Here is an 11479-nt window from a genome sequence, read left to right as displayed (position 1 = left end):
GCGAACATTGGCATGTTTTACGGGCTGAGTGATTCAAGAACTTAGGCCGACAATGCGGATTTGCTGAGTCTACTAGGAACGAATTGCCAAAGGGACAAAGAACTAGAGCCTAAGACATTTAAGCCGTTGAAATACAAGTAAACATAACGCCCTGTTAAGGTGTGAGCAACGCAATACCGAAGCTCCCGCATACCACCTTATACACTAAACGCAACGCATAGCAAAAATGCCAAGCGTTGCGAATCACTCTTAAACAGATTGTTAGGGCTGCAACTACACGGTGAAACCACACTTTAAACAGCGTTCACCGCCATAGTTTTCATTGTAACTAAGTCCTAGGCTACTACCGCACTCAGGGCAATAATCTGAATTATCGAGTGTTCCCCACTCCCACGTATCTTCATATTCGGGGATTCCATGCCTGTCATAACCTATCAATTCACCTGCGTTAGATTGTTTTGCGATATAACTGCAGTGGCTATGCGCTTTTAATAAGTCGAGTACAACTTCATGGTTTATTTCGAACCATTCCCCAATTACACGCTGCTCTCTGTACTTCTGGTGCAGTTGCCTTTCAAGCTCACGATCAGTACCACTGTCAATCCAGCCCATTAATGCAAGTCTTCTCGAGTTTCCCGTTTGCAAAGCCTTTAGACGCTTAACCGGATCTTTGCTTATTCCGATTTTAATCCGCTGATTAATTAGGTCTTCGTTTTCGATAATAAAATAGAGTGCCATAATTTCCTTGTAGCCCTAACGCCGCATTAAGGTGCGAACAGCGCTAAACCACCTAACCTAAACCATTGCATCTTAAACATTAAAACCAAGTTTAAACTGAGATCGCTAAGCGTTGTGAGTCACTCTTAAATGCTTTGTTATGTTTGAGTTATCTATTTCATATTGTAAAGCGCATCTGCAAATGGGATTGGAGTAGCTTTTATTTTTCTAAGGTGTCGTTCCATCCGCGATTTGTAGGTATTTTCACACCACTCTGAACTATCCAGTTCTCTTTTCTTAATTTCATCTGAAAGAGCCCAGACCCACTCAGGACGATATTTAAATGTGTTATCAGCAAGCTCTGTACAAAGTTCAAAATCAGTAAAACCACTGACCCTTTCACTAGGCTCTCCCAAAATAATGCTACAGCCAGATAAATATCCACCAACACTCAGAATCAACAATGACCTAATCAACTTCATATTTCTTTTAACCTTCTAACGACTTATCACTTTAGTTATTGATTTAAAAATATATTAAACATCGATTTAACCTATAAGTCCATTTAACCACTAACCAATTTGCCTTATGGGAAACATAACGCCGCATTAAGGTGCGAACAACGCTACCACCTTACCTAAACCATTGTGCCATAAACACTAAAACTAAGTTTAAACTGAAATCGCCAAGCGTTGTGAGTCACTCTTAAATGCTTTGTTAGTGCGTACTTTTTACGAATGCATTTTTGCATGAGCTCGGAGTTTTTTTAACGCCCAATCATAGTGGCTTGGCATCACAGATACACAGTAGCTTCCTAAAGTTGTTGTGCCGGTCCAATTGAAATACTGTTTAGTAAAAAGCTCCTCATTAGTAAAGCTTTTAGTCAACTCTAGCGCCGCTTCATGACTTTCCTGAAGCAAATGCTTTGCTGCCAACAATTCTGTTTCTTGGTGCCTCTCCCAAAATTCAATGTTCATTTGACCGTATGTTTTCCAGTTGTATGGTTCAGGGAGAAAGCTGGCTTTCTGTCCCACCATGTTCGAATTAATCCATTTCAGTAACAACTGATGCCATTCGTACAGATGTATCAATACATCTCGAAGGTTTCGGTCGCGGCCCCAATGTAATTCCTTTTTGCCTTTGTCATTGGAGAAATCAAATTCAGTATTTAACACATTTTCAGGCATTGAATCGATATATCGAAATAGCTTTATAAAACTATCATGAGCTTGAAGAATTAACTCTTCCTTGGTTTTCGGTCTAGCCATAACAAACTCCGTTCATCGTCAATAGATAAGCACTAACGCCGCATTAAGGTGCGAACGACGCTAAAGCACCTAGCCTAAACCATTACACCTTAAACACTAAAGCCAAGTTTAAACTGAAATCGCCAAGCGTTGCGAATCACTCTTAAACAGATTGTTATGTAGCACTTATGTTTTGCTTTTCTCCACTTTGCCAACTCCGGCAATAGTGACTGTGAAATTTTTCTGACTCAGGTTCTCATAAGTTTTTGTTAGGTTAACTTTACTGAAAAAAGGCAAATTGTCTTTCAGTGTGCTCGAATCCTCGCCAAGAATTAAAAACACAATCTCTACTTTCGAACTATCTAACTTGTTCACAGGAACAACATTAACAACGTCTTTAGAAACTTTCTTACGAATAACATCCCTAGCCGCGACTCTAAAATCCTTATCTCCTAACATAATTTCCGCCGCAACATTCCCTTGGGCAAAAAGGTGACTGAGACCAGCAGACCCACCTTTACGGTGCTTAACATGAACAAATTGACTGTTTTTTGTCAGCAGATCGCAAAGTTCAACAGGCGTTGTTGCCCTGCTGCTTTTGACAAGCTTTTGGTCTAGGACATAGTAGTTTTTTTCCTTAGCCGCCCTTATATTGTAATCACCTTCAGTTTCAATTTTTTCAACGACTTTGCCCTTTCCGTTTGTTTCTTCCCAAGTATAAACTTTAGGGAAACTTAGGGAGGTCACTTGTATTTTTTTAAGAGTTTCATTGATTGAAGAAACAAAATGCTCAGCAATCTCGTACCATACACCGGCGAATAAGATATAAGTGTTTTTTGCCTTTTTTATTTCAAAGTATAAACAGTCATATACCTTATATTCTGTATCATCTTCCTTAGATTTAAAGACAAATAACCGATCCCTTTTCAAGGAGTCTACCGAAAGACTGCTTTTATCTAAGCTTGAATAGTAATCAAGGCTGTCTATGACCGGCTTTACAACCCCTTTACTTCTAGTAAAACTAAAACCAGTGACGTCATCCCAGTTTAACATCTCAGGTATCGATATCACGATATTAGGTGTATTTTTTTGAAGCTCTTTAAGGAGCTCTTTGTTCAATGGTTCAGTATCAGCTTTCTCTTGCAGTCTTCTTATATTATCGACCCAAGAAAATGACTTTTTATAGTCGCTACTTTTATAATGGGCGTATATTTGATCCACCAACTTTGGCAACTCTTTAATCGCTATTTCTTTTCCAAACGAAAAGGTAGAGCCGCTCCCAGATATATTAAATAGACCAACACCGGATTTAGGTGAACCTGTTACCCCTTTTAATAAGTCTTTTGATATATCGATTCCAAAAACATCAACACTACTAGAGCGTGACGCTTGTGCTTTTTTCTGAACACCTTGTTCGTCCAATGTGACAACATCAACGCTACGAAGCGTATCGTGATTTAGTGTATTTAAAGCTGTTTTTATACCAAAGTCGGTAACAAAAAAGTCCATATCAAGCAAATGACGACCATACCCAAAAGTGATAGCCATCACTGCTTTTGAGCTCCTTATTATTAGGGCGGCAGAACTTGAACGATTTTGGAGCTCTTCAATTGGTTTGATAGTAAGGGACTTAGCAAATCTAGCCCAACTTGGAGGATTAGGTTCAGACTTTTTAACGAAAAGAGCCCCCTCTATTTCTAAAGAAGGTTTGAGATTGTATGTCTCATAGTCGGCATTAGCTTTTAAGAACTTGTGGAGCGATGCTGTACGGTGCTTTTCATAAGCGAGAAAAACGTTCAAATGTTGATATTGAGTAGTATCAGTCATTACTAGACCTAAAAGGGAGAGTTATACCCTTTAATTTTATGCGGACTTTCATCAGCTTTGCACTGACTTTTATTGTCATTTCCCCACTATTTTTCACTACGTGACAAAATGAGTGATTTTTCGAGTAAATTATTGATAGAAATGAAAACTCCTTGTGCTACATAACGCCCAATTAAGGGGTGAACAACGCCTCCACCCAAACCTAAAGCATTGTGCCATAAACACTAAAACTGAAGTAGAAGCAAAAGTGCCAAGCGTTGTGAATCCCTCTTAAATTGCTTGTTATACATTTGGTTTACGGTACGCTCGAACTAGCAAATCGACAACTTTACTTATAATCCAAAGCCCTACAAACCAAAGCAGTCCCCACACTATAAAATAGATCAACAGATGATCTCTTACATAGCCCTTAGTTAACAGAGAAATAGCGGTGAAACCTGAAACTGCTGGCATGACAAAGAGTGCCAAAAAAGAAGATAACAAATTGCTTGATTCATCATCTAGTTTCTTGCCTGATTTAATAGACGAGATTGCATCAATACCCGCTAGTAACACCAAAGCAAACACAAATAACGCACCAATAGTCATTTCTACCTCTAAATTGTATAACGCCCAATTAAGGGGTGAACAACGCCTTCACCCAAACCTAATGCATTGTGCCATAAACACTAAATTTGAAGTAGAAGCAAAAATGCCGAGCGTTGTGAATCCCTCTTAAATTGCTTGTTATATATCTTGTATATCCGTAAGCTTCTGAATTTCATTAATTAAAATATCTTGCTGCTTAGCTAAGGATTCAATTCTCTCATTGCAAGGTTTAAATTCATTCTTTGGGTTAACGGCATCACCGTCTAGATTAAATACCACCTTGACGCTACTATTTTGTAATCCATTGCTTAAAAGATGATTACGATAATCGGTCTGAGCACTTAACTGCATGTTAATTTTATTTAATCGAAGCTTTAGTACATCGACTTTGGCAGCTATTCTGGCGAATTCAACCTGCTCTTTCTGGGCTAAGCTTGATTCAATTAGGGCTTGCTTTGTATCAGATAATTCTTGTTTTTGTATCAATACTGAAACCGTCAGCCAATAGAATGCCGAGTACGCAATGAGAGGGTTAAGAATACCACCAACAAAATCACCAAAAGCGCCCCATACACTAGCATCAGCACTTAAGCCTTGTTTTTGGATAAAATAAAACCATAATAAATAGGCACTGACAGTAACCACGAAAATAAACACTACAAATTTTCGGCTTCGTCTCACCGTTTTTTCAACATCTTTCATTTTAATGAATGAACCTCAAAAAGATATATAACGCCGCGTTAAGTGGTGAACAACGCCAACCACTATACTTAAACCATTGTACCTTAAACACTTAAGCTAACTTGAACCAAAACCGCCAAGCGTTGTGAATCCGCCTTAAACGCCTTGTTAGGCCGGTGGGACACTCTTATGCCTGTAACAACAGTTATTCTCGATAATAAACTCTTTATTCTTTATCGCTTCATTAAGCATTCTGAGTAATGAAAATTGCAACTGATGTCTAAGTGAATTATTACAAGGGCACTCGTTTTGATGGTCGACTCGCTTCCAGACATTATGATTATTTTTGTAGACCCAGCCAACATTAGTGCCCACACCAGCAACAACATTACTTGGATGAGAGACAACTAACCCAGATACCGAAATATGCCCATCTTCATCAACTGAAACATGTATTCCTTTCTCATAAATATATTCCTCTTGCGCCTCCACTATTTTCACTAAGCCATCCATCTCAACAACAAAGTCACCATGTCTTTTGAGAGCGTCACTAACAAGACCTAAATCAAATTCTTCATTGGTATTAGCATAATATGAGATTTGCGGGAGTTTATAAAAAGTCAGTCCCTTAAATGGATTGTCCGAATCATTTCTATTATCAGAAACCCAGAAATTTTCGTATAGAGTAACATTTGGAGGAAGATGTTTTATAAAGTTATCTTCATAATCTGGGATTTCTAAGCCTCTTCGAAACGTAGATATCGGGCTATCGACATTCATTTTTTCCCACGGCAAACTTAAAAGTGTTTTTAATACAAAGTCTTTATCGCTTGATGGGAATACATCCGAGACATCGTGTATTGAATTTTTGTCACAATAGTCTTTCAACACACTGCTCGGAACTTCAATGTGTGACGCAATAACTTGAGGAGGCAGCCGGTCATTCAAGTTCCCAACTAAACACGCTTGTTGAGCATCGAATCTAAGCTTTCCTTCATTGCCCTGCATTAAAGTGAGATCATGAATTTTAATACCCAAGGTCTCTAATGCTAAACAATCGATTATATAGATATGACCGTTTCCTTTAGATTGACTATATTTGGCATCTTTGTGAACCAGCCATACAGGGTTCTCATGTATGTCTTCACTCATATGAATAGACTTAGATTCTTCATATGCATTTGATGCAAACCAACATGCTATTGAAGAAGACTTAGTTAAATCTACATAGAATGATCTCCAACCATAATGTTGCAATATTGCTTGAGACAACTCTAAGTCTATATCAAAGTAGTCGACGCCAGAGTAACCACGAATCATCGCTTTAGCATAATGAGTCCACTTGAACATAACATCAGGAATACAGCCATGTCTGCTGAAAGATGTAGGAATATTTGTGCGTCCTTTAGAGTCCACAAAATGCTTTACCTGTCCGCGATATAAGTAACCCTTCTTATACTTTGAAAAATGAGCCTCTAACTCATTTACGTTTTTAATAAAAGTAGTCATAACACTCCATTTCGCCGGCCTAACGCCCAATTAAGGGGTGAGCAACGCTACCACCCAACTTAAAGCATTGTGCCATAAACACTAAACTTGAAGTAGAAGCAAAAATGCCAAGCGTTGGGAATCCCTCTTAAATTGCTTGTTATGTTGATTTTCTTCAGTGTAGAAATAGCGTTCAACTGACTAGCTACAACACTTGCCCTGCTCTTGGATTGGTGGACAAGGGACGCTCCCATAAGAGCAAAATACACAACAATCGCCAGCCTTAGGCTTGAGTAGTTCACCACACCCTTTACATTCATAGAAGTAGAGACATGAATCTGTGGGCATTACTTCCCTGCTTTTATGTCCACACTTCGGGCAAACTAACTCCGATTCCAATACTATTTTCACGAGAGTTTTTCCTTAATTCTGAGCTCATTCTAAGCATAGAACCTCAGTAGCAACATAACGCCCTGTTAAGGTGTGAGCAACGCAATACCGAAGCTCCCGTATAGCACCATAAACACAGAAACCAACGCATAGTAAAAATGCCACACGTTGCGAATCACTCTTAAACAGTTTGTTAGGCACCATTTGCCCTCATCGTGAACTCGTCTGCTAAGAAGTTAGCATTCTTTATATATTGTCGAGCTGTTGCAGGAGTAATATCTGAATCACTCGCATGCACTGCCTTATTTCGCAATAAACGAAGCTCTTGATGAACTGTTTTAAATGCGTCGATATCTAAGTTTCTTTCTCTAGCAAGTTTAAATAGACCTTGATGAGAAACATTCTGAGGAAATCCTTTAGCAGTACAAAAGGCGCTAGTTGCCTTTTGTACTTTCAACCATGCTTCCAATACCGCAGCTCTGGGCGATGTTTCCGCCAAGTCTTCAAGGTACACGGATGCCTCAGCAGTATCAGCATTTACCTTAATTTCCTCACTTTGTTCAAACGCGACTAGTTTTTCTAGTCGCTCTTGGAACTCAGCTTCTATTTCACCATACTTAAACTTAGATACGCGGCCAAGTAACTTACCCATAGGTTCTTTCAAGATCAGGATGCAAAGAAATACTGTTACTGGCCATGCAAGGGAATCTATTATTGATGCTACAAATTCGAGTGTCTTCATATAACTATTATCCTACGCGTAACTCTGCTGGTGCCTAACGCCGCGTTAAGTGGTGAGCAACGCTACCACCATACTTAAAGTATTGTGCCGTATACACTAAAGCTGACTAAGACTCAGAATGCCGAGCGTTGTGAATCCGCCTTAAACGCCTTGTTATGTGCGGATTACCCTAGCTCACGATTAGTGCATCTAACTCTGAGAGATGAACTTAGCAAAACACTCTTTACACAACCATATATTGGGCTTGCATAGATATGCCATACCTGACTCATTATCATCTGTATTGAAGATTGTCCAAAAACAAATTACACAATGCGTATGGTCATCTTGTTTGAAGTATTTTCTGAGTTGCCACTTTTGAGCCCGCGCCCAATCAATATCTTCCTGTAAATGTTGTAGGTCCCACTCATCGCCATGAATTCTAATTTTCTGGCTCATATTCGCCTCCAACTCTCTAGCACATAACGCCGCATTAAGGTGTGAACAACGCTAAACCACTGAACCTAAACCACTGCACCTTAAACACTAAAACCAAGTTTAAACTGAGATCGCCAAGCGTTGTGAGTCACTCTTAAATGCTTTGTTAGCTGAAGATGTCGGGGTAATATTTAGGACACACATAATGTTTCGTATCTGTTGGCGGGTCTACTATATGCTGCTTTAATTTACCCAGTTTACTTTCCAACTTTTCGGCACACTCTATATCCTCAGTTGTGACGGTGTATTTGTCTCGATGATTTAGCGATATCGTAATAATCTCTCGTTCGCAACTTATATGTACTTTTATCCCGTCTATATTGCAATAACTAGGTTGCTCGATCCATTTTGTTCCAGAAATCAATCTTGGGAATGAGCAGTACTCTTCATAAGTATAACTAGTGTTAGGTGTCGGTTGTTGTGGTTTCTCAGAATAAACGGTCGGCTCAATGCCCAGATGTCTAAGTATATCCACTAGCATTTTCGTAGAGTCATACTTGAGAGCAACATCAAGAGAATCTCCATCATTTGCATGACCACCATATGCTCTACGATAGCGAAAGAACTGTAATCGTGACGCCCAATCCTTAAGTTCACTTTCAGAGTGTTCTTTGAATAAGTAGTGAATCCAGTAATCCATTGTAATCCTCGTTTCAGCTAACGCCGCGTTAAGTAGTGAGCAACGCCAGCCACCTTACCTAAAACCTTACACCGTAAACACTAAAACCAACTTTGAATGCCAAACGCCAAGCGTTGGGAATCTGCCTTAAACGCCTTGTTAAGTGGCGCTACACCTATTTTTGACAGACTTAAAACTTTCAGTAAGGTGATCTATTCGACTTCCTTCATACACAACTACATCTCTGGCACCAACTTCTGTTACCAACTGTAGAAGGGTTTTTACGAACTCTTGAGACATGCATCCTGATAGTTCTTGAGGATGTACAACTATACGTGGCGAAAGACGAAATTTGGCCAACTTATGCATTTCAAAAATGAAAAGCTCCATAACTCGCTTCCCGCGATAAGTATCAATTCGCTCCAATGCAATCGATTCAAATGGATTGGATACTTCAACACTGTTCGAGGACAAGAGTTTGGCTTTTGAGCCAATAGCCTTAATAGTCTGACCTTCACCCGTCGTCTCTACAGCAATATAGGGAGAATCTTGAAATACGATATCTGAAGAAAATGATTTGATTTGTATTTGGTCCTTACCCAATTCAATTAGCAAATCTGATTGCTGTAAAAATTTATTTATTAAATCAAACACGAAAATCTCCATAGTTTGCACTTAGCCACTTAACGCCGCATTAAGGTGTGAGCAACGCTACCACGAAACGTAACCATACCACCGTAAACACAAAGCCCAACGATGGAATGAAAAATGCCAAGCGTTGGGAATCACTCTTAAATGCTTTGTTATGTGTGTTTCAACAAGCCCACTACCTTTTCAAATTCCTGCATGTAGCCTTGTGATACTCCACCTTTTAATACTGACTTGGAGACCTTATCAGTCCGATAAATCTCAAATGTTTCATGAAAGTCTGATTGTTCAGATACGACTACCATATCGTTGCAGTCTTCAAACTGATCAGCTGTTATGTCTACCGTAAAGCGATTATCAACGTACAGCCATACATGATTATAAGTGTTCGTATCATTTGGGATTGGACGTTTTGCGACTTTAAGAACAACTTGATGACCTATGTCCTGAAGGATTAGTCCAAGCATTACACTAGATATTTCACAAGAGCCTGATGGAAAACCCTGTAGCTCAACATCAACAAAGTCAGCTTCATCAATAACTTGCTGAAGCAGTTCTCTTACATTCGTAGCAATTTTAATAAGTTCTAGTTTCATTTTTTCCTCAAAACACATAACGCCGCATTAAGGTGTGAGCAACGCAACCACGAAACTTAACCATGCCACCGTAAACACAAAACCCAACGATGGAATGAAAAATGCCAAGCGTTGTGAATCACTCTTAAATGCTTTGTTAGGCGCTTACTCTCCCCAAACCTCAGAACTCAAACTATATGCAAACTTCAAAAATCCACATGTCTCATTCAGTATTTCATCCTCCGTGTCAGACACTTCACGCAAAATCGAAATGGCTGTTGAATGAGCATACGAGACAGACCAAGCTCGATACAGTGAGTCATAAAGTGGACCTAACTCAGACTTATTTGCTGCATTATAAATACTGTAACCCAAAGAAATAATTGGGTTATCTTCAGCTTGCTTCATTGCAGCTTCTAGATCAGATCTACCCTCTGGAGTCAAAGAATCTTCATCGCGCTTCTCGATGCTTGAATGAAGGGCTTTCATTCCTTTTACCACGGAAAATTGAGAGCCATTTATAAACTCATCATAGAAGCTATCATTTCGAGCCAGTGCAAATAAGTTAAACAAATGTTCTAGCGCAAGTCTTTGTATTGAAATCGCTTCATCTTTCAAGTCTCCGTCGACAAGCATGAGAATAGCTAAGCTGTTTTTAATTAACTTATTCCAGAGTGCTAGCATTGCTCTATCTTTGTCGCTTTCTAGCGTTTGCGACAATGACTTGATCCTAGATTCAGATGTTAGTAAAAGCTCTCTCAATTCTGTTCTTTTCTGTGTCATTTATACCTCTTACTTCGATTTGACGCCTAACGCCCAATTAAGTTGTGAGCAACGCTGCCACCTAAGCTAAACAATTGTGCCGTAAACACTTAAGCCGATTCAAACCCAAAATGCCAAGCGTTGCGAATCTGCTTAAATTTATTGTTATGTGCATCTGGACAGCATGAACTGCCAGTCCTGTTCAGAAACCCAAGATTTAAAAACCTTCACCCTGTGATAACCCTTTTGAGTCAAGGATGTAACACGAATATAAGGCCGGCCTGTTAGTGACTTCTGATACCTCAATGCAGCCGGAATGCTAAATAAATACACCTCATCATCATCCGCTGTCAGATTGCTATCACACTTACGCTTAGTGGAGAAATATTGAATTGCAGCGCCTACAAGCACAAAGCCATAAGTAATTGCACTTTGCTCCATAGAAAAAACAAAGTCCACTGTCAGCAAAACTGCCACACCACCGAAAACGGACGATAGACAATAAGAAAGCGCTCGAGAATGAGCGATAAACTCGATTTCACGCATCATAGAACCTCCGTTTATCATTGTTCATCAAAACTAGAGAGCTAAGGTAAGGTTCGATAAGCAATGCGAGTTTATTCACAGTAAAATGATGCTCATAACGCCCAATTAAGGTGTGAAGCACGCGACCACGACACTAAATTGGATCGCCATAAACACAGAACTAAACCCGAAC

The 11479-nt window shown here is 39.5% G+C and carries 15 protein-coding genes; all 15 read right to left on the bottom strand.

Annotation, left to right across the window (positions count from 1 at the left end):
- Window positions 1-273: 273 nt before the first annotated feature.
- The 15 genes from ACQEXU_RS21335 to ACQEXU_RS21265 all read right to left on the bottom strand — a co-directional run bounded on the left by ACQEXU_RS21335 (window position 274) and on the right by ACQEXU_RS21265 (window position 11310).
- Window positions 274-738 (bottom strand): GIY-YIG nuclease family protein, encoded by a 465-nt coding sequence (locus ACQEXU_RS21335; RefSeq protein ID WP_010448940.1) that lies wholly within the window; start codon window positions 736-738, stop codon window positions 274-276.
- Between the two features lie 152 nt (window positions 739-890).
- A complete protein-coding gene (locus tag ACQEXU_RS21330) occupies window positions 891-1199 on the bottom strand; it encodes a hypothetical protein (RefSeq protein ID WP_427012229.1) in 309 nt (102 codons plus the stop codon).
- A gap of 249 nt (window positions 1200-1448) precedes the next feature.
- Window positions 1449-1985 (bottom strand): ClbS/DfsB family four-helix bundle protein, encoded by a 537-nt coding sequence (locus tag ACQEXU_RS21325; protein WP_427012228.1) that lies wholly within the window; start codon window positions 1983-1985, stop codon window positions 1449-1451.
- A gap of 165 nt (window positions 1986-2150) precedes the next feature.
- Window positions 2151-3791 carry a TIGR04141 family sporadically distributed protein gene (locus ACQEXU_RS21320; RefSeq protein ID WP_427012227.1) on the bottom strand — a complete coding sequence of 547 codons (1641 nt, stop codon included), beginning with the start codon at window positions 3789-3791 and terminating at the stop codon, window positions 2151-2153.
- Window positions 3792-4073: 282 nt separating this feature from the next.
- On the bottom strand, window positions 4074-4379 hold the full coding sequence (locus ACQEXU_RS21315) for a hypothetical protein (RefSeq protein ID WP_427012226.1): 306 nt from the start codon (window positions 4377-4379) through the stop codon (window positions 4074-4076).
- 138 nt (window positions 4380-4517) lie between these two features.
- Entirely contained in the window at window positions 4518-5081 is a 564-nt protein-coding gene (locus tag ACQEXU_RS21310; RefSeq protein WP_258520477.1) for a hypothetical protein, read from the bottom strand.
- A gap of 147 nt (window positions 5082-5228) precedes the next feature.
- Window positions 5229-6569 carry a hypothetical protein gene (locus ACQEXU_RS21305; RefSeq protein WP_427012225.1) on the bottom strand — a complete coding sequence of 447 codons (1341 nt, stop codon included), beginning with the start codon at window positions 6567-6569 and terminating at the stop codon, window positions 5229-5231.
- A gap of 180 nt (window positions 6570-6749) precedes the next feature.
- Complete coding sequence (locus tag ACQEXU_RS21300; protein WP_279630721.1) at window positions 6750-6953, bottom strand: GDCCVxC domain-containing (seleno)protein; 204 nt, start codon at window positions 6951-6953, stop codon at window positions 6750-6752.
- A 178-nt stretch (window positions 6954-7131) separates the two neighbouring features.
- Complete coding sequence (locus ACQEXU_RS21295) at window positions 7132-7680, bottom strand: hypothetical protein (protein WP_239908958.1); 549 nt, start codon at window positions 7678-7680, stop codon at window positions 7132-7134.
- A 189-nt stretch (window positions 7681-7869) separates the two neighbouring features.
- Window positions 7870-8118 (bottom strand): hypothetical protein, encoded by a 249-nt coding sequence (locus ACQEXU_RS21290; RefSeq protein WP_069513812.1) that lies wholly within the window; start codon window positions 8116-8118, stop codon window positions 7870-7872.
- 145 nt (window positions 8119-8263) lie between these two features.
- Entirely contained in the window at window positions 8264-8797 is a 534-nt protein-coding gene (locus ACQEXU_RS21285) for a hypothetical protein (RefSeq protein ID WP_427012224.1), read from the bottom strand.
- Between the two features lie 138 nt (window positions 8798-8935).
- Entirely contained in the window at window positions 8936-9430 is a 495-nt protein-coding gene (locus tag ACQEXU_RS21280; protein WP_256913771.1) for a rod shape-determining protein MreB, read from the bottom strand.
- A 149-nt stretch (window positions 9431-9579) separates the two neighbouring features.
- The gene (locus tag ACQEXU_RS21275; RefSeq protein WP_258518768.1) at window positions 9580-10020 is read right to left on the bottom strand and encodes a hypothetical protein; all 441 of its coding nucleotides are present in this window, start codon (window positions 10018-10020) and stop codon (window positions 9580-9582) included.
- A gap of 144 nt (window positions 10021-10164) precedes the next feature.
- Complete coding sequence (locus tag ACQEXU_RS21270) at window positions 10165-10782, bottom strand: DUF5677 domain-containing protein (protein WP_427012223.1); 618 nt, start codon at window positions 10780-10782, stop codon at window positions 10165-10167.
- Window positions 10783-10926: 144 nt separating this feature from the next.
- Window positions 10927-11310: a hypothetical protein gene (locus ACQEXU_RS21265; RefSeq protein ID WP_427012222.1), complete on the bottom strand. Its 384-nt coding sequence runs from the start codon at window positions 11308-11310 to the stop codon at window positions 10927-10929.
- Window positions 11311-11479: the final 169 nt, after the last annotated feature.

Source organism: Vibrio sp. TRT 21S02 (genome assembly GCF_050113675.1).
Classification (GTDB): Bacteria; Pseudomonadota; Gammaproteobacteria; order Enterobacterales; family Vibrionaceae; genus Vibrio.
The sequence above is the reverse complement of the archived record's forward strand: the minus strand, read 5'-3'. Positions and strand labels throughout refer to the sequence as shown.

Coding starts and splice junctions, on each gene's coding strand:
- ACQEXU_RS21285 (WP_427012224.1), bottom strand. CDS start 8,797: ATGGATTACTGGATTCACTACTTATTCAAAGAACACTCTGAAAGTGAA.
- ACQEXU_RS21320 (WP_427012227.1), bottom strand. CDS start 3,791: ATGACTGATACTACTCAATATCAACATTTGAACGTTTTTCTCGCTTAT.
- ACQEXU_RS21325 (WP_427012228.1), bottom strand. CDS start 1,985: ATGGCTAGACCGAAAACCAAGGAAGAGTTAATTCTTCAAGCTCATGAT.
- ACQEXU_RS21265 (WP_427012222.1), bottom strand. CDS start 11,310: ATGATGCGTGAAATCGAGTTTATCGCTCATTCTCGAGCGCTTTCTTAT.
- ACQEXU_RS21315 (WP_427012226.1), bottom strand. CDS start 4,379: ATGACTATTGGTGCGTTATTTGTGTTTGCTTTGGTGTTACTAGCGGGT.
- ACQEXU_RS21295 (WP_239908958.1), bottom strand. CDS start 7,680: ATGAAGACACTCGAATTTGTAGCATCAATAATAGATTCCCTTGCATGG.
- ACQEXU_RS21330 (WP_427012229.1), bottom strand. CDS start 1,199: ATGAAGTTGATTAGGTCATTGTTGATTCTGAGTGTTGGTGGATATTTA.
- ACQEXU_RS21275 (WP_258518768.1), bottom strand. CDS start 10,020: ATGAAACTAGAACTTATTAAAATTGCTACGAATGTAAGAGAACTGCTT.
- ACQEXU_RS21310 (WP_258520477.1), bottom strand. CDS start 5,081: ATGAAAGATGTTGAAAAAACGGTGAGACGAAGCCGAAAATTTGTAGTG.
- ACQEXU_RS21335 (WP_010448940.1), bottom strand. CDS start 738: ATGGCACTCTATTTTATTATCGAAAACGAAGACCTAATTAATCAGCGG.
- ACQEXU_RS21305 (WP_427012225.1), bottom strand. CDS start 6,569: ATGACTACTTTTATTAAAAACGTAAATGAGTTAGAGGCTCATTTTTCA.
- ACQEXU_RS21290 (WP_069513812.1), bottom strand. CDS start 8,118: ATGAGCCAGAAAATTAGAATTCATGGCGATGAGTGGGACCTACAACAT.
- ACQEXU_RS21270 (WP_427012223.1), bottom strand. CDS start 10,782: ATGACACAGAAAAGAACAGAATTGAGAGAGCTTTTACTAACATCTGAA.